The sequence below is a fragment of the Paenibacillus sp. J22R67 genome, from assembly GCF_059692175.1.
Genome location: NZ_JCAUAX010000003.1, coordinates 244,046 through 269,658, shown reverse-complemented (window position 1 = coordinate 269,658; position 25,613 = coordinate 244,046). Strand labels below are relative to the sequence as shown.

Sequence of the window (25,613 nt, the reverse complement as noted above, 5' to 3'; positions counted from 1 at the left end):
TACTACACGTTTATCATGCGTGTATTATTAACCCGAGGTTTATTATTTGTAAACGCTTTTACTTGAAGTTTACATGAACGTAATACTGTGAAGAAGATTGTCGATTATTATTTAGTAACAAGTTACTTTACTTTCCAAAACTTCATGTATAACTTCGAGGAGGAGCTTTTTTTGTTAACCCAAACTTGTCATTTGATATCTAAACGTGCTATCCGTCTTTCTCTGAACTTGACTATAATCATTGCCTTCTTGTTGTATGCTTTCAGTTCCAATGCCTCTGCTCATGCACTGAGTGCTAGCTATACAACCATTAATTTTGAGCAAGATAAAACGAGCTTCACCTTTTCACTAGATGTGCTCTCGGTTATTGAAAGTATGGATGTAGATGCTAACAATAATGGTATCTTGGATGCTGATGAACTGGAAAAGAACAAACATCGATTAGAAGAGTGGATTGACGATAGTTTAGTCCTTGAGAAAGACGGGAGAGATCAAACGGCGGAACTTACTGATATGAAGCTCGGCAAAAAAGGGGACAAGGAAGTCCTCACATGGGAACTGACATACCCTGCATTTGAGCCAGGACAAACGATCAGCATCCTTGACGGACTGTATTCCGCGCCTTCGGCATCCGCCTATGTGAATTTGCTCACTTCACAGTATGGCAATCAAGTAAGTGAGGCCGTTTTGCAAGGAAAGAACCGTACGTGGACCACACTTCTTGTAGAAGAACAGCAGCAGCAACAACCTGCCCTTTCAACATCCGCAGGTACCGCCCAGCCCAATCAAACGGCGCAACCAACTCAGACTTCTCCACAGGAGAAATCTGACGTTCCGGCAAATTCAAATTCATCCTGGTTTTCCTTTTTTAAGCTAGGTATCAACCATATTCTTACTGGATACGATCATATGTTGTTTCTTTTAGCGCTGCTGCTCCGCAAGCAAAGCTTCAAACAATACGCGTCCATTATTACTGCCTTCACCCTTGCTCACAGCATTACATTAACACTCGCTGTACTTGGCTTTATCAGCCTTCCTTCACGTATTGTTGAGTCTGTAATCGCCTTAAGTATTTGTTATGTCGCGTTGGAAAATATCTTCCGCAAAGAATTGCGTAGTCGGTGGATTGTAACTTTCTTATTTGGTCTTATTCATGGAATAGGCTTCTCAGATATATTACGTGAAATGAATCTACCAAAAAGTCATTTAGCCGTGGATCTTATTAGCTTTAATGTGGGGATTGAATTTATTCAATTATGCCTTGTTCTTGTTCTGCTTCCTTTTCTTATCTTTGTACAGAAAAAATCATACTTTAAGTCAGCCATACAAATTGCTTCCTATTTGATCACAGGATTAGGTGGTATATGGCTAGTTGAGCGCATGTTTTTTTAAATAAGAAAAGACCCTTCCCCGTGCTCAGCGAGGAAAGGTCTTTTTCAATTTTTAGCGAGATTCGCCAACTGCCACCATGGCTCTAGCGAGTTCCGGCTCCTGCTGCGATTTCTCCGATTTCTCTGTACCTACTAGATCATATGGGATACAAAGCGGCACACCCGTGCGCGGATCCTTGACGATATCCGCCTCAATGCCGAAAACTTCGCGAAGCACCGGCTGCGTCACAACCTCCTCCGGCGTCCCTTCGCTTACTACCTTGCCCTGCACAATCGCGACCATATGATGCGCATAATGAGTCGCATGGTTCAGGTCATGAACGACCATAATGATGGTCCGTCCTTCTTCCTTATTCAGCTTCCTAAGCAGCTTCAATACCTCAAGCTGATGCGCCATATCAAGGAACGTCGTCGGCTCATCCAAGAAAAGGATGTCGGTCTGCTGCGCCAATGCCATCGCAATCCACGCCCGTTGACGCTGACCGCCAGACAGTTGATCCACCGGACGATCGGCAAATGGCATCATACCCGTAACCTCAATCGCCCAGCTGATTGTCTCCTTATCTTCCTTCGTCATAGAGCCGAAGCCTTTCTGATGCGGGAATCTTCCGTAGGAGACCAACTCGCTCACCGTCAAGCCTTCAGGCGCAGTCGGATTCTGCGGCAAAATCGCCAGCTCCCGCGCGACTTCCTTCGTCGTCCGTTGGTGGATAGATTTCCCGTCGAGGTACACCTGGCCGCCTTTTATTTTCATAATGCGCGCAAGTGATTTTAAAATGGTGGATTTGCCTGAGCCATTGGCGCCAACAAGTGCTGTAATTTTGGCATCAGGGATGGATAAATTTAAGTTGCTGACAATCAAACGATCGTCGTAAGCGATGTCTACTTGCTGTGTATACAAACGAGTCATAGGGATGTCTCCTCTCAAAATAAGCTTTCTTAAGCTTTGGATTTAGCAAGCAAAAATAAAAAATAGGGAGCGCCGATGACTGCTACGACAATTCCGGTTGGAATCTCACTCGGCTGCAGAATCCAGCGGGCAAGCGTATCTGCCACAATTAGCAGGAGACCTCCAGTTAACATCGAAGCCGGAAGCAAATATTGATGCTTCGGGCCAACCAATTGTTTGGCAAGATGAGGCCCAATTAAGCCTACAAAACCAATGCCACCGCCGACAGCAACACAAGCGCCTGCAAGTGCAACGGCTGCAGCAAGAAGACCAAGTCGTTCCCGTTCGACAGACGTCCCAAGCCCACTCGCGAGCTGATCTCCCAAATGTAACACGTTCAAAGTCTGAGCTTTATATAGAACATATGGGATCAAAATAATAAGCCATGGCAGCAGAGCCATTACAAACTTCCAGTTAGTTCCCCAAATGCTGCCTGCTAACCAGATGGCAACAAACTGATAGTTTTGAGGATCCATTTTGATTGTAAGTACAAGCATCGCTGCGCTGATTCCAGCCGCTACCGCAATACCTACCAGAACAAGTCTCGTTGGCGAAATGCCGATGCCTTTTTTATAGGCTAGAACATAAATCAGTGCTGCTGCAGCCCCAGCTCCAAGCATGGCGAGAAGTGGCATCATGTAAACGGGAGCCGCCTGTTTGACCGGGAAGAACGAAATAAACAGCACAACCGCAAGTCCTGCGCCCGCGTTGATGCCAAGAATCCCTGGATCTGCCAGCGCATTACGCGAGAGCCCCTGTAGTATAGCTCCTGACAAGGCGAGTCCTGCACCAACCAGCACTGAGATAATAATGCGAGGCAGTCGGAACTCAAATAGAATCAACCCTTGTTTAGCTGTTCCTTGACCGAACAACGTCCGGAGCACGTCCATCGGAGACAAGCGAATGAATCCTGTATTCATGCTGATGATAAAAACAAGCGCAATCGCCACAATCAAAATAGTTAACATCGTATATGCTTTGACTGATCGCTTACGCGTTGAAATTTCTACCAGAGAGGCCATTATAGTTCTCTCCTTTCCTTACGAGCCAAGTAGAGGAAAAACGGTACCCCGATGAGCGCGATTAAAGCCCCAATCGGCGTCTCAAATGGCGGGTTAATCATCCTCGCGCCAATATCGGCGGTAACCATGAGCAGCGCGCCAAGAATGCCTGAGCAGGGAATAATCCAGCGATAATCGACGCCGACTAAAGCCCTTGCCACATGCGGGATGACTAGCCCTACGAAGCCAATAGCACCAACTGCCGATACCGATGTACCTGCCAGCACAAGAGATAGCAGCATGCCAGCTATCTTCACCCAGCCTGTGCGCTGCCCTAGTCCTGCGGCAATTTCATCGCCGAGACTCAGCACCGTAATCGATCTGGATAAGGCAAGCGCACCGATGATGCCGCCGAGAATCCATGGCCAGACGATTTTGATTTGCAGCCATTTCGTTCCTGCTACACCTCCGGCATACCAAAACGCCAAATCCTGCGAAATGTGAAAATAAATCGCAATCCCCTCGCTAAGCGCTACAAGCAAGGCACTTACCGCCGCGCCCGCCAAGGCAAGCCGCACGGGTGATAATCCGCCTTTGGACATGGAACTTACGCCATACACAAGCCCAGTACCGATAGCAGCTCCTGCAAAGGAGAATAAAATCAAATAATGAAAGGGCAGCCCCGGGAAAAAAGCAAAACACAACGCAAGCACAAAGCCTGCGCCAGCATTAATTCCGAGCAAACCCGGATCAGCAAGCGGATTCCGTGTCATTCCTTGCATAATTGCGCCTGAAACAGCAAATCCAACGCCAACCAGCGCTCCAGCCAAAGCCCGCGGCAGTCTCAACTCCTGAATGATTTGATGCTGGGTCAATTTCGGGTTGAAATGAAACAGTGCTTCCCATACAGTAGACAGCTTAATATCAGCCGCTCCTACCGAAATGGAAACAGCGAGCCCAAGCAGTAAAGCAGCCAGCCCTCCGAAAATAATAAATGAAGCTACAAGCGGTCGACTTCGCAGCTTAGGATGTGGAGCATCGGTTGATGCTGCAGATAAACTCATGAACAAAATCTCCTTCCGATATGTACCCCAATCAAGACGAAATAAGCTCCATCTTACTCATGAAAAACATTATAACACAGATGATAATGATTATCATTATATATCAGATACGGATCATTTACTCCGACCTTTTCACATTCATCACATATCCCCCGTGCTCTTGAATATATTTAGTAACAAGCTTTTTTTCACATCTAAATCATTGCTTTGTGCATGCCATACGATAAGGGTAAGCTGCTACTTGCCTAGGAAGATCACCCCCAAGGAGGTGTCAACATGACAGAACCCCTATTTACCGTTTCCCGTGAGGATTGGTCATTGCACCGTAAAGGGTACCAAGATCAAACCCGACACCAAGAGAAGGTCAAAGAAGCCATTAAACAGAACCTCCCTGATTTGGTTACAGATGAAAGCATTGTAATGTCCAACGGGAAGCAGGTTGTGAAGGTACCTATTAAGAGTCTGGATGAATACCGCTTTCGGTACAACTTTAACAAAGGGAAACATGTCGGACAGGGAGACGGCGACTCGCAAGTGGGGGATGTGCTTGGAACCGACCCTCAGCCAGCTCAAGGACCAGGCAAAGGTGAGGGTGCAGGCGATCAGGCTGGCGAAGACTATTATGAGGCCGAAGTCAGCATGGAGGAGCTGCAAGCGATGCTCTTCTCTGAGCTGGAGCTGCCGAATTTGCAGAAAAAAGAGAAGCGCAACATGACGACTACAGAAGTGATTTTCAATGACATACGCAAAAAAGGCATCATGTCCAACATCGACAAGAAACGGACGATCCTCGAAAATATGCGTCGCAATTCCCGATCTACTTCACCTGGCATCCATCACATCAGCCCGGATGACCTTCGCTTCAAAACCTGGGAAGAAATCGAGAAGCCGCATTCGAATGCACTTATTATTGCGATGATGGACACGTCAGGAAGCATGGGATCCTTCGAAAAGTACATTGCGCGCAGCTTCTTCTTCTGGATGACACGCTTCCTGCGCACGAAGTACGAGAACGTAGAAATCGTGTTCATCGCGCATCATACCGAGGCTAAAGAGGTTACGGAAGAAGAGTTTTTCACAAAAGGGGAAAGCGGCGGCACGATCTGCTCCTCCGCGTACCAAACTGCCATCGATATTATTGATAAAAGGTACCCGCCCTCTCAGTTTAATATCTATCCGTTCCATTTCTCCGATGGAGATAACTTAACGTCGGATAATGAACGCTGTGTGAAGCTCATCACCCAATTGATGGAGCGCTGCAATATGTTTGGATATGGAGAGGTGAACCAATATAACCGCAGCTCCACGCTGATGTCCGCTTTTCGCCATATTCACGATCCTAAATTTCTGCATTATGTCATTCGCGAAAAAGGCGAAGTTTACAAAGCGTTGAAAACCTTTTTTACCAAGCAGGAGGGAGTGGCTGTTCCGTGAGTAAATCCGAAATTCAGCAGCTTGAATACGCCATTGATGAGATAACGGAGATTGCCAAAGGGTTTGGGCTCGACTTCTATCCGATGAGGTACGAAATTTGTCCCGCCGAAATTATTTATACATTTGGGGCTTATGGGATGCCAACCCGTTATAGCCATTGGAGCTTCGGGAAAAATTTTCACCGCATGAAGACGCAATACGACCTGGGGTTAAGCAAAATCTACGAGTTGGTCATCAACTCCGACCCCTGCTATGCTTTTTTACTGGATGGCAACTCACTCATTCAAAATAAGCTCATCGTCGCTCACGTGCTGGCGCACTGTGATTTTTTCAAAAACAATGTCCGCTTCTCCAAAACGAACCGCAACATGGTCGAAAGCATGTCCGCTACAGCCGAACGTATTCGCCAATATGAAATCGAGCACGGCATCGACGAAGTTGAGCAATTCATTGACGCGGTGCTCGCGATTCAGGAACATATTGATCCTGTGCTCACCCTTTCTTACAGGCAGACACGCAATCGCCAAGAGACCAACAAAGCCTCAACCCCTGCAGCGAAATCGGAAGCGACTTACGGTTATGAAGATTTATGGAGTCTAGATTCTAAAAGTAAACCCGTCCTTTCAGCCGAAGCCAAAGAGGAAGCCAAGCGCTTCCCGCCAAAACCAGAGAAGGATATCCTCCTCTTTATTGAAGAGAATGCCCCCTATATGGAGGAATGGCAGCGGGACATTTTGACCATGCTGCGCGATGAAATGCTATATTTCTGGCCGCAGCTCGAGACCAAAATCATGAATGAAGGCTGGGCTTCCTACTGGCACCAACGCATTTTGCGCGAGCTGGATTTAACCGAAGAGGAGACGATTGAGTACTCCAAACTCAACTCATCTGTCGTTGTTCCCTCCCGTCATACGCTGAACCCGTATTATTTGGGAGTAAAAATTTTCGAAGACATCGAGAAGCACTGGGATAATCCAACCGAAGAGGAAATCCGGAAGCAAGGCCGTAAGAAAGGCGAAGGACGGAACAAAATGTTCGAGGTGCGCGAGTACGAATCCGATACCTCCTTTATCCGGAACTATTTGAACAAACCATTAGTGGAGGAACTGGATTTATACGTTTTTGAGAAGAAGGGCCCTGAGTGGAAAATTACGGATAAAACGTGGGAGAATACGCGGGATCAGCTATTCGCGTCTCGTGTCAACGGGGGCTTCCCGTATATTGTCGTGGAGGATGGCGACTATCAGCGTAATGGCGAGCTGTATTTGAAGCATTGTTACGAAGGCGTCGAACTGGATCTTAAATACGTCGAGCGGACGCTTCCCTACATTTACAAGCTCTGGGGCAAGTCCATTCATATGCATACGGTTGTGGAAGAGAAGCCGGTTTTGTTCTCTTTTGACGGTAAGAAGCATCACCGCAGATTTCTGTAGTGCGCACAGGATAGCTTAGCAAACAAACCTCCAAGCCATGCGCTTTGGGGGTTTCTTTGCTGGAGGGTAATCATACAGATGATAATTCGCCGATTTCGCGCCGTTTCGGTCCACAGTACGATCAACTACAGTTCACCACGCTTTATAGCTTCAACCATTTCTTCAGTAGAATAAACTTCTTGCTTCAAGTCTTTTTCGGAAGCCTCAATCATTTGTCTAACTTCCAGATCGGAATCAAACTCATCAACAGGACTGTAGACCTCATATTCCATGCCTTCAATGCGGATGAACTCTTTATGGTTTTTCAAATAGGAATCAATGACTGTGCCGTCTGGAGCTTTAAGACTGAATTGCATGAGCTTCGCCTCCTTTATCTAAGAATTCTATCATATTAAGAACTGCAGCTACAGCTAGTTCAGTTGTGGCATGCAGTGGACTAGCTGTAATTGACTCTTTTTAAGTTAATATATTTTCTATTCTTAATTCTTCAAGTTTCAACAGAAACCATATTGACAGAACTAGAAAACCAACGTAACATTGTTTCCTAGAAACATATTGTTTCAGTGAAACAATAATACAAACAATTACATCTTAGAATTAACCTTAAAGGTCTCATACATTAAATTTCTTTCCGGAAAGGAAGCTTAATAATGACAAGTAATCTCTCTGATGGATTAAAAAATCAACAGAATATCGACGTTCTTATTGCTGGGGCAGGGCCAACCGGCTCCACACTGGCTGCAGACCTGCTCCGACGCGGCCATCGCGTTCGTATAGTTGACAAAGCATCACATTCTTTTAAGGGCTCCCGTGCCAAAGGCGTTCAACCACGAACACAGGAGGTCTTTGAGGACCTCGGTATACTGAGTGAGGCGCATAAGGAAGGCGACTCCTACCCCCTTTCAGGACTCCATTTCGGACCGATTACGGTACCTTGGAGGATGCAAAAGATGAGCAAACAGACACTTGACGTGCCCTATCCAAACATTCTGTTGCTATCTCAACATCACACCGACGCCATTCTACACCGCCTAATAAATCGCCAAGGGCTAAGCATTGAGTTTGATACCGCGGTAGAAAACTTCATACAGGATGCTGACGGGGTGACGGTTACTCTCTCTTCCGGGGAGCAGGTTCGTTGTAAATATCTGATCGGGGCAGATGGCGGTTCGAGTAATGTCCGCAAAGCTTCAGGTATTCGATTCGTCGGAGAAACCGATGACTCCGACCGTATGCTCATCATTGATGGTACAATTGATGGACTATCTCGTAATCGGTGGCATATGTGGCCACGAACAAGCGGTAAGTCGGTCGCTGCTTGCCCTCTGCCTCACTCCGACCAATTCCAAGTCATGATCAAGCTGACGCCAGACGAGACACTAGACCTCGACGAAGCTCTACTTTCTGCAAATTTTCATAAGCTCACCGGTTTCAACCTCTATGACATCACCTGGAAATCGGTTTTTCGCCCAAACATCCGACTCGCTGATCACTACCGTGCAGGAAAAGTATTCCTGGCTGGTGACGCTGCCCACGTCCACACTCCTGCTGGCGCACAAGGACTCAACACAGGCGTTCAGGATGCTTACAACCTCGGTTGGAAACTCAGCCAGGTTATCGCCGGCGCCCCTGACAGCCTCCTTGACAGCTACGAGGCCGAAAGACGGCCGATTGCCGCCCATGTTCTAGATAAATCCAACAAGCTTTATGCTGGGCTCAAGAAGTTCCGCTTCTCCAGCCTCAAACGTGGAAACGAGGAGCGACAGCTCGGAATCACGTACCACTGCGGTCCTCTTGCACCTGAGGTCTCACCTTTTACCAAGACGCTACATGTGGGCGACCGAGCACCGGACTCACCTTGTATGGGTCCTAACGGAGCACGACGACTCTTTGACATCTACAAGGGTGCCCACTTTACTCTGCTTGCCTTCGGAACTGCGGCCGCCAAAGCGCTTCCCAAGTTGACCTTACCGACCGCTGGTGCCGAAATCCGCTGCTATATTGTAGGCAATGAGAGTAAAAACGACGACAATTATATGAATGACACCACAGGCAATTTGACCCGAATCTATGGTATTACAGGCGACACGATGGTCTTAATCCGGCCTGACGGTTACATCGGAAGCATCATCACGGCCAACTGGCAGACAGCTTTCGAAAATGTGGTCAAAATGTTTACCCCCTAGCAGCTGAACGATAACCTTCCTGCAAGCCACCCCCGCTAAATCCGCTGAAAATCAGCATGACAAACTAAAATTTGCCTTGCTGGTTGCTTCTGGTTTTCAGACCTTCATTGCTCTTCGCGTCCAATCTCCCAATGACAAAAATAGTGGTTTTCCGACAACGATAATCGACGGACATCCTATTCGGGTAATGTTACGATTAGAACTCAGTTAATTGATAATAATTATCATGTCAGGAGATGAGTTGAAAGTGAGAATGAATATTTTATTTAACAAGAGACCAATTTCTGTGAACTTTATTGGCACGGACCACAAACTAATTCCCTCCCTGATCAACGCTCTTCGTTATAACAAATTTACTACGACGAACCTTGGTCATACTTTAGAACACGTTGACTTATTTAGCTCAGAAGCCATTTTATACGCAAAGGATGGAAATAAAGCGAGAATTCCAATTTTCTAATAGGATCTGTACATACAAGTAAAGCCTATTCGCTAGAGTGACTCATTCACTTTACGGATGGGCTTTTTTCGTGCGACTAAGCATAAATTTTTCTTGAGTTTCATAGACTTATAGAAAAGAAATGATTGAAGAGATAGGAGTTGCCTTATGAATACGATCCCTCTCGCCAAAAATAGAGCAGCCTCCCTACTTATCTATCTCCTGATTATGATAACTAGTTTCATATGGACCATCATCTGGGGGGTTAATGGACATGTCAAACCGCCGAATCTCCCCATTTCCGAATATCGCATCGATCAGGCAAGCAATGGCGTTATCCTCCATACCATCCGAACTCCACCGCAAAATATAGGGCTCAAGGCCATCACTGCGAATATAACGGACCTCAGCGACAATGGAATCAATGGTGGTTTCTTCTGGCAGGGTTATCTGCTGAGCATCGCCGTCATTAACGACCTCCCAGTCAAAGGACAACCAGGCGACTACGGCTCCGGCTGGTTCAATATCGACCGCAAACGGGGAACGTTGGTCTGGGATGAAAAGGCGAAAACCTTCACCGTACAAGTGGTCGAAAACGCCAATGAGCTGAAAGTCATGGATCGCAATCATTACTGGGCGCAGGGCGGAGTCAGCATGGGGCTGACGAATCCGGACGGATGGGCCGCCCAAGCGGTTTCGGAAGAGATGCCTGTCATTGACGAGAAGCGCATGCGCTCAGGTATCGTGTATGACAGGAACAATAATGTGTACATGGTCGTGGCGCCAACGCCGTGCACGGGTGAACAATTCCGTTCAGCCATCCTGGAGCAAGTGGGGAGCGGTCAGCTAGTGGACGGACTTTTCCTGGACGGCGACGGATCCTCGCAGCTCAAGGTTGCAGATTACCTGCTGCCTGGCGATCATCGCGAAGTGTACCAGATGATTACTCTGCTGAAGTAAGTGGAGGCGGAGGGAGTAAGTCGGCGGAACTTGAAACGTGGACAGGACATAACAGGACACGGACAAGTCCACCGAATGCATTAGCTGTGTGCTAACGGACTGAGATGACTCTATTTGCTAATTTTGCGATAGGATAAGCATCTAACGGACTAAGGGGCCGTTATAAGTCCAAAAAACACGTAAACAGCGACAAAATCCATAAATAACGTCACCTCAGTCCGATAGCACCCCAAACCCAGCCGGAATTGGCCGAATAACGACTTCTGAGTCCGTAACAGAGCAGTGGCTACAAGCGGAACTGACGATTCAGTTACCATTGGTGGGATTCAGAGGATTGACGGTTGAGCTGCTATTGGTAGTATGGGTAGCTAGTGGGTGAGTTGCTATTGGCGGGATGGGTGGCTGCGATTGGTGGGATTCATGGCACTTTATACTAGTTTGCTGCTATTGGCTGAGGAGAGAGACAAAAAAAAGAATTCCCGCCAACAACAGCGGAAATTCCTCTATCATTTAGAACGGCACGTTGTCCGGATCGGCCCCGATACGCTTGTTCTGGTTCAACGAATCCACGAGAGCCATATCCTCAGCGCTCAACTCAAAATCAAAAATATTCGCATTCTCGCGAATCCGATGCTCTGTCACCGATTTCGGAATCGTGACGACACCGTTCTGTATGTCCCAACGCAGTACAATTTGTGCCGCCGATTTCCCATGCTTCGCCGCGAGCTGCGACAGCACCGGATGATCAAGATTCCCTTGCATCAGCGGGCTCCAAGCTTCCAGCTGAATGTTATTCTCGCGAGTGAAGGCGAGAAGTTCTTTTTGCGCCAGCTGCGGATGGTACTCGACTTGGTTCACCGCGGGCACGACACCCGTATCCTCAATCACATGCTGCAAATGATGAATTTGAAAATTGCTAACGCCAATAGCGCGGACGTGTCCTTCTTTGTACAAATGAACTAACGCTTTCCAAGTTTCTCGATATGTCGCCGGTTTAGCCCAGTGAACTAAATACAGGTCGATCGTTTCGAGGCCGAGCCGTTTGCGGCTTGCTTCAAAAGCTTGCAAGGTGGACTCATAGCCCTGATCCGAGTTCCACACTTTGGTGGTGACGAAAATTTCGTCGCGCGCCACGCCGCTTTCACGCAGTCCCTGACCAACACCTTCTTCATTCTGATAGATCGCTGCCGTATCAATGCTGCGGTACCCCTGTTGAAGGGCCGTTTTCACAGCGTTTATGACTTCTTGGCCTTCTTTGCTTTTCCAAACACCTAATCCGAGCCATGGCATATGCACGCCATTATTGAGTTGAACGCCTTGAGTGAATGCTTGTGTCGACATTGGATAATACCTCCATCAGTAAATAGGGTATGACGGCTCTTGGAAGAGTACGCACAATCACTATCATACCACTCGGGATATCCAATCACATAATTGTATGCGCATGAATCAGGTTCATCTTCAGCTCCCAAAGCTCTGTGCTTAAGTTTACGCGATAACCTTCGGGATTGAGCTTGCGCAAATATTGCGGCCAAAACGTCCGAATTTGCTCCTGGTGATACGCCCGAATCTCATCCAACGTGGGCAGCTCATAGACAAGTTCGCCTCCCGTAAAAATCGCCTGAAGCAGCGGAACCGCTTCATAGTCCTCAATATACTTGTAGATATAGGTATGCGTGGGATCGAACAACTTAACTCGCTCGCCCCGCCGAATATCGACTTCGTGCTCCATGGCCAGGTAATCAGCTTCCGCTTTGCCGGTTTTTTTGTTGATAATCCGGTAGGCTTCCTTGAAGCCAGGATTGGACACCTTCTCGGGGTTGCCCGAAATCTTGATGACCGGCTCGAACTCGCCGTTCTTCTCCAGGGCAACAAGCTTGTAAACCCCGCCGAGCGAAGGCTGGTCGGCAGCAGTTATGAGCTGGGTGCCTACGCCCCAGACATCGATTTTGGCCCCTTGGGCTTTCAGCCCCTCGATGATATTCTCATCGAGATCGTTCGAGGCGACGATCGCCACCTCGGGAAAGCCCGCCTCATCCAGCATGTGCCTCGCCTGCTGGGATAAATACGCCAAATCGCCGCTGTCGAGGCGAATGGCGTTCATACGCTTGCCTTGCTGCTGCAGCATGCGCGCGATCTTAATAGCGTTCGGCACGCCGCTGCGCAGCGTGTCGTACGTATCAACGAGCAGCGTCACTTGCTCCGGCAGCGCCTCAGCATACACACGGAAGGCTTCCTCTTCCGTGTCGAATGCCTGCACCCATGCATGCGCGTGGGTGCCCTTGGTCGGGATGCCGAACAGCATCCCGGCTCGCAAGTTCGACGTCGCGTGGAATCCCGCGACGTAAGCGGCTCTTGCGCCCCAGATCGCGGCGTCAGCCTCTTGGGCGCGTCTGGTCCCGAACTCGAGCAGCACCTCATTCGGGGCGACCTGTTTGATCCGCGAAGCTTTCGTCGCGATGAGCGTCTGGTAGTTCACGAAGTTGAGAATCGCCGTCTCTACAAACTGGGCCTCAAAGATGCTAGCCACTACGCGTACGAGCGGCACATTCGGGAAGACTAGCGTACCTTCGGGTACGGATTGCAGATCCCCGCTGAACTTGAACGCGCGCAGCGCTTCAAGAAAGTCTTCGTGGTAATGCTCTTCCTGCTCCCGCAGGTAAGCAATTTCGTCATCCCCGAAATGCAGGTGCTGGATATAATGAACGAGGCGCTCCAAGCCAGCGAATACGGCGTATCCGCCATCGAAAGGCAGCTTGCGGAAATACACCTCAAAAACGGCTTTCTCTTGATAAGTGCCTTTCAGCCAATGCGCGTACATCATATTGATTTGATATTTATCCGTGTGAAGCGTCAAATTTTCGTAATTCATATAGACTCATCCTTTCCACCAAGTGTCGTAGCAGGTTACCGGTCCTTTGCGTTTATGCTCAGTAATCGTGTAACGTTCCTCAATTTTCTCAGCAATACCAGCAGGGAGGGGGCGGCCTTCCAAATAGTCATCCAATTGCACGTAGCTAACACCAAGTGCTTCTTCATCCGGAAGACCCGGTTTCAAATCTTCCAAGTCAGCCGTAGGCTTTTTCAAATACAAATGCTCTGGACACCCCAGTCGCTTCAGCAATTCCTTGCCTTGCCGCTTATCGAGCCCATAAATAGGGGCCACATCGCAAGCGCCATCCCCATGCTTCGTATAGAATCCCGTAATAGCCTCGGCGGCATGATCCGTCCCCAGCACGAGAAGTCCGTAATGCGCAGCCAAATCATACTGCACCTTCATACGCTCGCGAGCCTTGACGTTCCCTTTATGGAAATCACTTAACGTGTCGCCTGTCGCTTCTGCAAATTGCTTCACCGAGGCATCAACCGCAGGTTGGATATTGACAGTGACAACACGGTTTGCCGCAATAAACTGAATGGCAGCCTGCGCGTCTTCTTCATCTTTTTGGATACCATAGGGCAGTCTAACCGCCATAAACTGATACGCATCCTTACCGCTCTCTGCATTCAGTTCATCAATCGCCATTTGAGCAAGCTTGCCTGCCAATGTGGAGTCTTGGCCTCCGGACATGCCCAGCACGTAGCCTTTGGCTCCCGTATATCGCAGATAATCTTTAAGAAACTGTGTACGGCGCTTTATTTCGCTCTCCACGTTAATCTCGCTTTGTACGTGCAATATGGCTTGAATTTCAGCTTGTGTAGGTTGTGGCATAGGGGTCATCTCCTTAATCATATTGGATTATCCTAGCATTCCTGTTCATACTGCTATTTCATACTACCAACCACGAACAACTTTAGCCCCAAGTGTGCTTTCAAAATGCTGCAAAGCCCAGGCATGGCCTTGATCGTTAAAGCTGGCAACCGCGTCTTCGTGTACCACGATATCAAAGCCTTTATTGTAAGCATCAACGGCTGTATGCAGCACGCAAATATCTGTGCAGACGCCAATCAGATGAAGTTCCTGGATGCCTCGAGCCCTGAGCTTCAGCTCCAAATCCGTCCCGCAAAAGGCGCTATATCTCGTTTTATCCATCCAATAAATTTCGCGCTCATGCTGCTCATGCACGGTTTTCAACCGGCCGTATAAATCGCGTCCAGTCGTGCCCCTGATATTGTGCGGCGGGAATAACTTCGTCTCCGGGTGATAGGGGTCCTGTTCATCATGTAGATCCACTGCCATGACCACAAAGTCCTGCTGGGCAACGAATGCCTCTGTGATTTCACACATCCGCGTTTCTATGACAATGCCAGGCTCCCCGCAAGGAAGCTTCCCATCAACAAAATCGACCGTATAATCAATAATAATCAATGCTTTCATTCAAACCAACTCCTTGATTAAGTATGTTTGATACTATTAATAAGACAATATCAAAAATTAAAAGAGAGGCCTAGCTGTAAATAGACAGCTGAGGCACATAATCCGTGAAACGGTAGAGCTGGGCAGCACGTTGGGAATATCGGTTTGACATTTTTCCTTGCCCGTTGTGATCCAGCACCTCTTCGATAATCCCTTTGCGGCTCTGTGTAGACGTAATTTTACGGATAAAATTTCGTTCGTTGAACGTCGGGACGACCGTCTGAATCACTTGATACAATTCGCTGATCGTGAATTCCTCGGACAAGAACTCCTTGGCGATTGTCGTCGTGAGCATCTTCGTTTGAATCTGTTCAAGTGCATCGCGAATGATGATTTCGTGGTCAAAAGCCAGATCCATCGCGAGCGCTTCCTCCACAGGAAACAGCCGGACATCTGCGGCATCATCCGCTGCTTGGCGCTTCTCCAGAAAGCGCTCGTGCACTAACGCGAAGAACGCGTGAGAGATAATCCACCCCCGAGGATCGCGTTTTGGCGTGCTGTACACATTGAAATAGGCCAGGTGGACATCGGAAACTCCCGTTTCCTCCGTCAGTTCGCGCCGAGCGCTCTCATGAATCGTTTCGTGCTCGGACGAGAATCCGCCTGGAAGCGCCCATTGTCCTTCGAACGGCCACTGCTTTCTTTGAATGAGCAGCACTTGCAGTTCTCTGATCGGGAGCGACTTCTTCACGGAATCCTTTCCTTCGGCGGTAATGGTGAAGATCACGATATCGGCAGGCGCACCGTCTGGCGTACGATATTTGCTTACCTGGTAATTGCTTTCATTTTCTGTGTTCAAGGTGATCACCTGCTTGGATGCGAATAATTATATTGTCGTTTTGATAATTTCATTATGACATAATAAAATGATGTATGCAATAGTTTTTTTCCAAAGCTGCAAATCCTAATAGCCTATTTTTCAATGACAATTAAACAAGTGCTGTCCGGCAGCGCAACCACAGTTCCACTTTCATCCAACAGTTTTACTTTACCCTGCAGCGCTTCCGTGTATCCTTCTTGCAGGAAATGCCTGTTCTCAATAATTTTGGCCTCAGGTCCCAATGTACGATGGATAAAAGCTATGTAGTCACTCGGTGTAAAATAGCCGAATTGTTCCTGCACTTCATGGACATACGCTTCCTCACCCCATGTATATGTGTAGAGAAACTCCATCGCATCATTCACTGGCATGACCACTTTATCCGCCTCAATAACTTCATACTTAATCTCTCGTCCAGCAAAATCCTTCGCATACCGCTCGAGAAACGCCATTGTCCCCTCCTGCAAAAAGTGAATGGTTCGCATTTGTTCTGCGGGCTCAGTCATAATCCCATCACGAATCACGATTCTTCCGCCTGGAGAGAGAACATCATAAGCGCTGCGCAGTGCCGCCGCAATGGTCGCATGGTTGAATTTCCTCCCTTCATAAGGGATGTAGGAATAGAGTTCATGAAGGATCGAAGAAAAGATCACCGTGTCAATGGTTCCTTGCTCCACGTACTGCTTCAGATCAAGCGCGTCCCCTTTTAGAACAGTCCATTGGTGGCCCTCCAGCTGCTTCTTGCGTTCCAGCGCTTCGATCACATTCGAGGAAATATCGATGCCAATGGGGTGCTTGTCCGGCAAATACTGTTCAATAAGATCGAGCATAATGCCGCCGCCTGGCCCGATATCAACCACCCGCTTCCCAACGACGTAGTCCAGCATCAGCTTCTTATAATCCGCCGTTTGGTTCATCGTGGCCAGGTAGTCTTCCTCATTATGAAAGCGGTCGTAGGCATCTCTTCGCAATTCAAATAGATCGAATAGCAGCAGGACAGCCTTTTCATATAATGGGGACTTCTCGGCTTCTACGCAAAATTCAATTAACTTCTCAGCAGCAGGGGAGAATTGGCATGTAAAAAACACGGTATCTGCAAGCTGAGGCTTCCGCTCAATAATGTGCTTCAAGTGGCCATTGCTCCACGCTAACTTTCCTTGTGCGATTTCCTCCCAAGTCATCTCATCCACATATTTTTCAATCATCCGTTTCTTGTAAACGTTCACTTTCTTGCTGCCTTTGTAATCGTAATACAAGGTATTCATGAAGGGCTCAAAGCTAATATGGCGGACCGAATCCCCTTCACGGCTAGACGCTTGGATGACCAGAAACACTCTTACCATCTGCCTAAGCGTAAAATCCTGGAAAGCCGCTTCTACATACCACAAGGTTGATCTTTCCAAGAATGCCCCTAAACCATCTAATAGCTCTGGCGCTTCATCCAAAATCCTTTGATAGTCGCGCTCGAAATTCTCGCCTTTTCGAATAGAGTTGCCGCGCAATTTGGACAGCCTGTCTTTGAAAGAAATCTCAGGCTCCAATGCACCTAGTAAGATCTTCTCAATCAACAACTTCACCTGAGCGCTAACCGAATGCCAAAGCTCTTCAGAGACCGCCGCAATGATGCACTCATTCAGTGCCAGGAGTAAATCCCTTAACTCATCTGCAGAAAGCAGGCGATCGGCAATTAATTGGGTTAACGGAGTATGTTCCCGCAGAGGAACTTCTCCTCGAATCGTCTGCCCAATGAGCCCATGTGTATAGATTAACGTATGTATCACAGTCGATTTATCGCTTTGATTTCCGGCATGAAGCTTATACAGTTGTGCTGAGCCTTGATTATGTACATAGAGATGAATCCCTTGATCCTGCCACTTGAAGCGATCTCTCAAGGTACCGCCTTTGGCAACCTCGGACCAAATCAATACTTCTTCCAACACTTCCTTCTTCCAAAAAGAAAGCGGAAGCTCGTCCAATTTGAGCAAGGTGCGCTGGGCATAATCAAGAACAGGGTTCGCCTGAGCCAGCTCACGGATCGACTGAATTCGCTCGAAATTCACGATGCGCTCTTCTGCCGATACCATAAAGGCTAGCCATTTATGCTCAGCAGCTGCTGTGGTGTCCCCTGTTCGATGGTTGTGTATCAGTTCTAGTGAACGGAGCATATCTATGTGTTTCCTCCTATGGGAAGTTGGTACTTAGCTTAACATCAGTATAATCGATCATTGCTCGTCGGCATACAGATTCGCGTAATTGACGAGAATGGTCAAGAAACCAAGTACAACAAATAAGAAATAAGCCATCAACCCTACGTGGAACACATTCGGAAAGAGAATGAATAAGGCCCCAATCGTCAGGCACAGCCAATTCTGCCAGACCTGCTTCCCTGTTTTGCCCAGAGCCAGCAGAGATCCCACGAATTGCACGCTTCCAAGCAGCACACAAGCGAAAAAAGCATTCGTCTGATCTTCAAATCCAAACACCCAGGGGCTGACCAAAAACCAGAGTCCCATGCACGCCGACAATACATTTTTTAAATACATGGTCATCTTCCACCTCCTACAAGTTTTGGCACGTAAAAGATGAACTTTTACGAGATATAATAGTATACGCAAACGCTTTCAAATATGTGATATGGAAAAGCCCCCAACTCACCCATTTATTTGGGCGAACTAGAGGCTTCATGGTTAAGAGTTTATGAATAAATTACTGTTCAATGTGTAAAACGCCGGCATCGCCTGTTTTTACTTCAGCCTTCAGAATGTCTGAAACGAACTTGAGCGGTACATACAAGGTATCATTCTGAATGACCGGGGCTGCTCCCAGGGAGACAGGTGCCATTTTCGCATAAAAATAGCTGTCTTTGCCTACGGATACACGCGTCGATTGCGCTCCCTTGTGGAGTTCTGCCGCATACGTGGCTTGATTCCAAGTTACTTCATAACCAAGTCCTTCTGCTACCTTGCGGAATGGCACGAATGTTACGCCTTCTGCACTCGTTATGCTGTCACCTGCCGCCAAATCCAAGGCCACTTTGGGAGCCGGCTCCGTTTTAACAGGAATGTTCAAATCCGCAGCTAATGGAATCCGAAATTCCGGTGATCCCATCACGCCCGGTGCAATCGCATATTTCGGGAATACGACGACAGCATCTCCTTTTTCCACATAAAAGCCCTGTGACTCTCTAATGCCTTTAAATTCGTCTTTGAAATAGTTCTCCGGATGTTCGTCCATTGCCGCTCGGACTCCAGTATCCACGGTTTCCTTGTAAGTGTCACCGAGCACATCCTGCAAGGTCACGCGCTGTGCTTCTTCACGGTTTAACACATTGTAGGTGTCTACGCGCGGCATGCCCGTTCCCCCAGTGGCTCCGTATGTCGTAATTTGCAGGGAGACGAGCCCCGCCGGGAAATTCGTGCCATCCGACTTCAACTCATAAATAATGGTGAGTTCATAAGGACGATAAGTAAACCCTTTGGTTTTGGCATCAGCTGCAGCGTCATCCGCCTCTTTCTCCCAGTTCGTCAAATCTTCATTCGCATGGGACATAAGAATATAGTTCAACTGCTCCTGATATTTCGCATCCAACATCCCTGTAAGCTGAGGGACTTTGACATTGGTTTTCAAGTTTTCCGTCTTCGACGTAAGCACTTCCTCTTTGATTTGAACCGCTGTGGCTTGGACGGCAACCGGCGCGATTGGCACTGCCGTAACCGTATCCGCAGAAACGTGGTTTGCTAGTGGCAGGACAGCCCCGCTTATACCAACCAGCATCGCACATCCGAGCACACCCATTTTCAACATGTTAAAAGGATTCTTTCTCATTTCACGTCACTCCTCATTCGTAATGATATTGTCATCTATGGTTGTTCTAACCTTCTCGATAACAAGACGCACGAGCGAATGAAAAAGTCGGGCATTCATTTTAATTTTTCAGGAAATTCGGAAGGCCGTCACAACTTGGTGCAAATCTTGAGCAATGGTTGCCAGATTTCTCGCAGAGGATGTAATCTCCTCTGTGGAAGCCAACTGTTCTTCCGTAGCAGCTGCTACAGACTGTGCTGTCCCTGATGTTTGCTGTGCGACAGATCCGACATTGGCCACCGTTGCGGCAATCTGCTCTGTAGAAGCAGCCATCTGCTGTGTGGCTGCAGCGGTTTCTTGAATCTTGCTCGCTACTTCCTGTGAAGCTGCTACAATTTGACCGAAGGCCATCTCGGCGCTGCCTACTTCCTTCAAGCCTTCCTGAACGTCCATGAGTCCCGTGTTCATAACCCCTGCTGCGCGAACAGAATCTCTTTGAATGTTGGAGATGAGTTCAGAGATGTCACGCACGGAATCATCTGTCTGGGAAGCCAGCTTGCGAACCTCTCCGGCTACTACGGCAAATCCTTTACCGCTCTCTCCAGCACGTGCCGCCTCAATCGCCGCATTCAATGCGAGCAAATTGGTTTGGGAAGCAATATTTCCAATGAGCGTCGAGATTTGCCCAATGCTCTGGGAGTGTCTCTCCAGCTCTTGAATCACCTGATTCGCCGAATCAACCGAATGGCTGACTGCTTGCATTTTATGAACCACCCGCTCCATCGCGTGTGTGCCTTCCTCCGCGATTTGCGTAGCGGAAATGGATAGCTCTGAGACATCAGAGGTTGTTTCGGCGATCCTTTGAATGCCAACCGACATCTCTTCCATGGCTCTGCCGCATTCCATCGAGCTTTGTGCCTGGGTATCCGCACCGTTTGCAAAATCCTGTACAGCTGCTGCCACGTGCTGGGAAGCCGAGGTATTTTGCTCCGAGCTAGCAAACAGCTGCTGAGAGGATGCTGCCACGCTGCCCGCTGCTTGAAGCATGTGATGAACCGAATGGCGCAAGTGGTCGACCATTTGGTTCACAGAGCTCGCTAAGTCGCCGATTTCGTCTTTATTTTTCACGATAATCAGCTCCACCGTAAGATCGCCGTTTGCAATACGGTTTAAAGCCTGTGACGTTCTGCGAACAGGTGTGGAGATGTTCCTAACGAGCACATAACAAGCAGCTAGCATGAAGACAACCAATATCCCTAGTACAATTAGCGAGATCATAACACTTCTTTGATACAGGTTTTTATTCTCCTGATCAGCCAGCTTTCCGCCTTCCTGGTTAAAAGTAACCATCTCAGCCATCGTTTTTTGCGCTTTGCCAAATGCCGTTGCGAGCACCTGTAGGCTTTCCGCAGCTTCCTTCGCTTTCGCCGGATCAGCGGAAAGTTGTTTATTTATCAGGAAAGCAGCTTTGAACTCTTCCCAACTTTTGTTAAGTTCATTGAACTTGGCGGTATCTTCGTCCCCGGATAGACTTTCCTTATAGTTTTCTAACAATTTGTCGATTCCTGTCATCATTTGCGCAATACCTGTATCGAAAGGCTCATGCTTTTTCAAATCCGGCTCTAGTTTTTTCTGGTAGTAGAGGGTTAATATATGTTCTGAGTTAAAATGAATCTCATCAATAAGTTGTACACCCAGCATCCAATTCGTAGCCATCTCCGAACTATTGTCTTTCAGCACGCCCATTCGCGTCATATCGGTTAAACTTAACCCTCCGACCATGAGAAAAATAATTGTAAATACAGCCATCATTTTTGTTCTTACCGTAAAACGCATGAATGAAATCCCTCCAAGTAATGAATGAATGATCCAACAATGATGTATACTCAAATCATCCTGTTACCTACGATCATAAAGGGTATACGTTAAAGGAATTACGTAGTACCCTTATTAAAATTGTAAGTTTTCCTAACATTTTGACGATTTTTGGAGGCTTCTGATGTCACTTTCTTTACGTTTCAAGCTAGTTGCACTTCTTGTTCTAATTACTACCATTTCATTAACAGTTGTAGGCTTTACGAATTATAAGCTTTCGAAAGATAAATTAATTGGGCAAATAAAAGCGCAATCCATTACTTCCGTCTCTAATTCCGCGCAAAATTTATATGACTTCCTGTCCATTCGCCTAGCCGAAGTTGAGATGGTAAGCCGTGTTAGTGTCATGAAGAAGGGAACGGTTCAAGAACGGCTGAACTACCTAAGCCAGGAGCTGCAAACGGGCAACAATCGCTTTTTGGCAATGGGCGTCGTGGATACGGATGGGAATCTCCTTCTTACCACGGGTCAAAGGCTGAATATCAAAGGGGAGCGGAGGTTCGAAGAGGCTCTACTTGGCAAAACATACATTTCAGACCCTCATGTCGGCGAAATTTCAAACAAATATATCATTACGATTACTGCTCCTGTTTGGGATGAAAACAGAGAAGTAACAAGTATCGTGGATATTTCATTAGACGCAGAAGCTACCTTTCGCGATAATCTTCATCCCCCCCTTGAAGGAGTTCAGACCGTCATCGTTAACCATGATGGAACCATCTTGTACCATACGGATACCAGCAAAATTTTAAAACAGAATATTTTCACCAATAACCCTTCACTGACTTATGTTCTAGAAGAAGCCTTCCAGCAAGATGCTGGTTATTTGGACGAATATTTGGATAACGGCCGAAAAGCGCAATGGTTCTATGCCCGTGTGCCCAATTTAAACTGGCATCTCGGTTATTCCATGCCGGTTACTGTATTCCAAGAACCAGCCAGTTCACTTCTTTGGTGGACGGTCGTATTAATCGTTGGAACCGCCGCTATCTTGTTTCTGCTTATTTGCTTAACAGCGAACTCACTCATCATTTCACGAGTTCAACAAATTCTTCGTGTCACGGAATCTGTGGCTGCCGGCGATTTCTATATCAAGCCGTTGGTGTTCAAAAGCAAGGATGAGCTAGGCGCTCTTGCCCATTCCGTGAATGGCATGATTGAAAACCTGCGTGAGCTTTTCGAACCGTTTGAAGCTTTTATTCAGCATAATCAATATGCGATGATCGTCACGGACCCTCATTTTGCAATCAATCATCTGAATCGCCGGGCGACCGAGCTGCTGGGCTATACGTTCACAGATGTACACAAAAAAGCTACCCCACTAATATGGTTGGATCATGACCAGCTAATTGAAAGAGCTGCCAAATACACGATTGAACTCGGAGAATTCGTTCCTCCCGATTGCACAGCACTTGTCATCCGTACGCTTCGCCATCTGAAAGAAGATAGCGAGTGGATTTGGCATCACAGAGACGGAAGCCGACTTTTTGTCCAATTGAGTGTCAGCGCTATTACGCATCCGGGAGGCGATCTCAAAGGCTACGTCTTCATCGCCCGCGACATCAGCGACATTAAAGAGAGTAATGAAACGAAGATGCGGCTTCTTACGATTGTGGAAAGCGCGCAAGATGCCATCCTCTCTTTTGATCAGCAGGGCTACATTTTCTATATGAATCAAGCAGGTAAAAACTTAATTGGCCAAGCCAATGAACAAGCGACGAATTACCACTTCAGTGAGTACGTGGATATCCGAAGCGACGTCGATCTCGAAGAGGGGCTTCTTACCGCGATACGCGAGGGGTTCTGGGAATTCGAGGCTGAAGCGTTAACGAAAGAACAGCGCCGGATTTTCATCTCCGTTATGGTTGTGCCCCATACGCCGGCCGAAAAAGGAGAACGCTATTTCTCCGCCATTTCGCGGGATATTACAGATCAGTTGCAAGCGAAAGATGAGCTGATCCTGGCGAAGCAGGAAGCTGATGATGCCAATCTGACCAAGGGCATTTTCCTTGCGCGGATGAGTCATGAAATTCGAACACCGCTCAACGGCATCGTCGGGTTATCCTACTTGATGGAGCGAACCGCGATGACTCCGTTGCAGAAGGATTATATGGCCAAGATCACAAAGTCCTCGCTCTCCCTGTCGCAAATCATCAGCGACATTCTGGACTTCTCCAAGCTGGAGGTGGACAAGCTGGCCATTGAGCATCATGCCTTCCTGCTGGATGATACAATCGACCGTGTGTGCGAAACGCTTAGCGTGCTGCTCGGTCATAAGCCTGTCGATTTTATTTGCGATATCGAGGAGCAGGTGCCGCTTGGCCTTATTGGTGATTCTTTGCGGCTGTATCAGGTACTGCTCAATTTAACCAGCAATGCTATTAAATTCACAGAACAAGGAACCGTCACGCTTCGCGTGCATGTCCAGGACCTTCAAGAAGAAACAGTGTCTATTGGCTTCACGATCAGCGACACAGGAATTGGCATTAGTGATGAACAGCTCGCCAAGCTGTTCCAGCCCTTCGTTCAGGCTGATGAAGTCACCAGCCGGAAATTCGGGGGAACAGGGCTTGGACTTGTTATTTCCAAGAGCATCATCGATAATATGGGCGGCACAATTGAAGCTTCAAGCCAACATGGCGTAGGTAGTGTGTTCCACGTCAGCATCCCATTTGCTTTAACCTTGCAAACGACGAAGTCGCATACTCGCTTTCCGCTCCGTGCTTTTCTCGTGGAAGATCACCCCGAGCTGCACCGCGTGCTGCTGCAAACTCTGCAATCCATGTGTTCGGAAGCAGCGGGTGTTTATTCCTGGAAGGAAGCGAGGAAAGCTATCGATCTCATTCCACTGGATTTGGTTCTGCTCGACATGGAGGCTTTCGACATGTACGGGGAAGAAGTGTGGTTAGATATGCTGGAGATATGCAACCGGAACAACTTGAAAACAATCATTTATACGACCTTGCCTGGCCGGGATGCTTTGGAGCAGCTACCTCTAGAAGCCGCACCGCATGCGATCTTAGTCAAGCCGGTTTCCCGAAGTGTTCTGTACCAAACGCTGCAAAATATGACAGGCAGCTTTGCTTCGGATACTGCGGACCAGACTTCACATGACGGGAAGCATGAAAGCAACGAAGCTTGGTCATCCTTTCCACGCATTCTGCTTGTTGAGGATAATGACATCAATCAAACTGTGGCTCGATCCCTTTTGGAAAGTATGAATGGTGTCGTTCAAGTAGCATCTAATGGTTTTGAAGCCCTACAACAACTAGAAACCTCAGATTATCAATTAATCCTGATGGATATTCATATGCCAGATCTTGACGGAATTGAGACCGCTAAGCGTATTCGGCTTCAGCCCAAATGGCGGCACATCCCGATTATTGCCGTCACCGCAGACTCTACTTTAGAGAAGCGATTAGCTTGTATTCGCGCTGGCATGAATGAAGTGATCTCCAAACCGATCATTCCTGACCGCTTGTTCGCCGCCGTGAGTACCAGCCTAAGCTTGAGCGGAAAAATGGCTGCGCCTGGCCTGGATACGGAGAAAGCTCTGGGACGACTGCTTGGCAAAACCAATATTTATCACCAAATGCTGCGGAAATTTCATGCACAGTCTCGGGATGTGATTGATGAGCTAACTACAGCCATTCAACAAATCAAATATGAGGAAGCCTTGCATCTGCTGCATACACTGCGCGGGTCATCAAGCAACCTATCGGCCAATCGTGTGTATGCCGCGGCAACTGATCTCGAAGAAACATTGAAGCAGTCCACTCCTCTGGATGAATCCAAAAACATCCTGATCCAAAATCAGCTGCAATCCCTAGCGATTGCTTTGGAGGAGGTTTTCCATACGATCCAAAAATTGCTGCTTGATTGAAAAATGTGCGGTTTTAT

The 25,613-nt window shown here is 47.7% G+C and carries 19 protein-coding genes; 6 read left to right on the top strand and 13 right to left on the bottom strand.

The window, feature by feature from the left end:
- The first annotated feature begins 171 nt into the window (after nucleotides 1-171).
- The gene (locus AC58VC_RS13195) at nucleotides 172-1,392 is read left to right on the top strand and encodes a HupE/UreJ family protein (protein ID WP_497369228.1); all 1,221 of its coding nucleotides are present in this window, start codon (nucleotides 172-174) and stop codon (nucleotides 1,390-1,392) included.
- A gap of 51 nt (nucleotides 1,393-1,443) precedes the next feature.
- Here AC58VC_RS13195 and AC58VC_RS13190 read toward each other — a convergent pair whose 3' ends face one another.
- Genes AC58VC_RS13190 through AC58VC_RS13180 form a run of 3 tightly spaced genes read right to left on the bottom strand, consistent with a single transcriptional unit; the run spans nucleotide 1,444 to nucleotide 4,405 of the window.
- Nucleotides 1,444-2,301: an ABC transporter ATP-binding protein gene (locus AC58VC_RS13190; protein WP_497369227.1), complete on the bottom strand. Its 858-nt coding sequence runs from the start codon at nucleotides 2,299-2,301 to the stop codon at nucleotides 1,444-1,446.
- A 29-nt stretch (nucleotides 2,302-2,330) separates the two neighbouring features.
- The gene (locus tag AC58VC_RS13185; protein WP_497369226.1) at nucleotides 2,331-3,362 is read right to left on the bottom strand and encodes a FecCD family ABC transporter permease; all 1,032 of its coding nucleotides are present in this window, start codon (nucleotides 3,360-3,362) and stop codon (nucleotides 2,331-2,333) included.
- Nucleotides 3,362-4,405: a FecCD family ABC transporter permease gene (locus AC58VC_RS13180; RefSeq protein WP_497369225.1), complete on the bottom strand. Its 1,044-nt coding sequence runs from the start codon at nucleotides 4,403-4,405 to the stop codon at nucleotides 3,362-3,364. Before AC58VC_RS13180 ends, AC58VC_RS13185 begins: the two co-directional genes overlap by 1 nt.
- Before the next feature lie 276 nt (nucleotides 4,406-4,681).
- Between AC58VC_RS13180 and yhbH the strand changes: the two genes are divergently transcribed.
- Together yhbH and AC58VC_RS13170 are read left to right on the top strand one after the other, a co-directional pair.
- Complete coding sequence (gene yhbH, locus AC58VC_RS13175; RefSeq protein WP_497369224.1) at nucleotides 4,682-5,839, top strand: sporulation protein YhbH; 1,158 nt, start codon at nucleotides 4,682-4,684, stop codon at nucleotides 5,837-5,839.
- Nucleotides 5,836-7,272 carry a SpoVR family protein gene (locus AC58VC_RS13170; protein WP_497369223.1) on the top strand — a complete coding sequence of 479 codons (1,437 nt, stop codon included), beginning with the start codon at nucleotides 5,836-5,838 and terminating at the stop codon, nucleotides 7,270-7,272. The genes yhbH and AC58VC_RS13170 overlap by 4 nt, the downstream gene beginning before the upstream one ends.
- A 125-nt stretch (nucleotides 7,273-7,397) precedes the next feature.
- Here AC58VC_RS13170 and AC58VC_RS13165 read toward each other — a convergent pair whose 3' ends face one another.
- Nucleotides 7,398-7,628, bottom strand: a complete 231-nt coding sequence (locus AC58VC_RS13165) for a hypothetical protein (RefSeq protein ID WP_497369222.1) — start codon at nucleotides 7,626-7,628, stop codon at nucleotides 7,398-7,400.
- A gap of 294 nt (nucleotides 7,629-7,922) precedes the next feature.
- Here AC58VC_RS13165 and AC58VC_RS13160 point away from each other — a divergent pair, with 294 nt between their 5' ends.
- Together AC58VC_RS13160 and AC58VC_RS13155 are read left to right on the top strand one after the other, a co-directional pair.
- Complete coding sequence (locus tag AC58VC_RS13160; protein ID WP_497369221.1) at nucleotides 7,923-9,458, top strand: FAD-dependent monooxygenase; 1,536 nt, start codon at nucleotides 7,923-7,925, stop codon at nucleotides 9,456-9,458.
- A 607-nt stretch (nucleotides 9,459-10,065) separates the two neighbouring features.
- Nucleotides 10,066-10,857, top strand: a complete 792-nt coding sequence (locus tag AC58VC_RS13155) for a hypothetical protein (protein ID WP_497369220.1) — start codon at nucleotides 10,066-10,068, stop codon at nucleotides 10,855-10,857.
- A 510-nt stretch (nucleotides 10,858-11,367) separates the two neighbouring features.
- On the opposite strand, the gene AC58VC_RS13150 is transcribed toward AC58VC_RS13155, so the two are convergent.
- The 9 genes from AC58VC_RS13150 to AC58VC_RS13110 all read right to left on the bottom strand — a co-directional run bounded on the left by AC58VC_RS13150 (nucleotide 11,368) and on the right by AC58VC_RS13110 (nucleotide 21,674).
- Nucleotides 11,368-12,198, bottom strand: a complete 831-nt coding sequence (locus AC58VC_RS13150; protein ID WP_497369219.1) for an aldo/keto reductase — start codon at nucleotides 12,196-12,198, stop codon at nucleotides 11,368-11,370.
- Between the two features lie 85 nt (nucleotides 12,199-12,283).
- A complete protein-coding gene (locus AC58VC_RS13145; RefSeq protein WP_497369218.1) occupies nucleotides 12,284-13,729 on the bottom strand; it encodes a nicotinate phosphoribosyltransferase in 1,446 nt (481 codons plus the stop codon).
- A gap of 6 nt (nucleotides 13,730-13,735) precedes the next feature.
- Nucleotides 13,736-14,569 (bottom strand): NAD(+) synthase, encoded by an 834-nt coding sequence (gene nadE / locus AC58VC_RS13140; protein ID WP_497369217.1) that lies wholly within the window; start codon nucleotides 14,567-14,569, stop codon nucleotides 13,736-13,738.
- Between the two features lie 63 nt (nucleotides 14,570-14,632).
- Nucleotides 14,633-15,175 (bottom strand): cysteine hydrolase family protein, encoded by a 543-nt coding sequence (locus tag AC58VC_RS13135; RefSeq protein ID WP_497369216.1) that lies wholly within the window; start codon nucleotides 15,173-15,175, stop codon nucleotides 14,633-14,635.
- Between the two features lie 70 nt (nucleotides 15,176-15,245).
- Nucleotides 15,246-16,013 (bottom strand): NUDIX domain-containing protein, encoded by a 768-nt coding sequence (locus AC58VC_RS13130; RefSeq protein ID WP_497369215.1) that lies wholly within the window; start codon nucleotides 16,011-16,013, stop codon nucleotides 15,246-15,248.
- A gap of 113 nt (nucleotides 16,014-16,126) precedes the next feature.
- A complete protein-coding gene (locus AC58VC_RS13125) occupies nucleotides 16,127-18,199 on the bottom strand; it encodes a class I SAM-dependent methyltransferase (RefSeq protein WP_497369214.1) in 2,073 nt (690 codons plus the stop codon).
- Between the two features lie 57 nt (nucleotides 18,200-18,256).
- Nucleotides 18,257-18,583 carry an SPW repeat domain-containing protein gene (locus AC58VC_RS13120; protein WP_161408899.1) on the bottom strand — a complete coding sequence of 109 codons (327 nt, stop codon included), beginning with the start codon at nucleotides 18,581-18,583 and terminating at the stop codon, nucleotides 18,257-18,259.
- Nucleotides 18,584-18,740: 157 nt separating this feature from the next.
- The gene (locus AC58VC_RS13115) at nucleotides 18,741-19,859 is read right to left on the bottom strand and encodes a stalk domain-containing protein (protein WP_497369213.1); all 1,119 of its coding nucleotides are present in this window, start codon (nucleotides 19,857-19,859) and stop codon (nucleotides 18,741-18,743) included.
- 108 nt (nucleotides 19,860-19,967) lie between these two features.
- Entirely contained in the window at nucleotides 19,968-21,674 is a 1,707-nt protein-coding gene (locus AC58VC_RS13110) for a methyl-accepting chemotaxis protein (protein WP_497369212.1), read from the bottom strand.
- 163 nt (nucleotides 21,675-21,837) lie between these two features.
- Here AC58VC_RS13110 and AC58VC_RS13105 point away from each other — a divergent pair, with 163 nt between their 5' ends.
- Nucleotides 21,838-25,596, top strand: coding sequence for a response regulator (locus tag AC58VC_RS13105; protein ID WP_497369211.1), 3,759 nt, complete (start codon nucleotides 21,838-21,840; stop codon nucleotides 25,594-25,596).
- Nucleotides 25,597-25,613 lie beyond the last annotated feature (17 nt).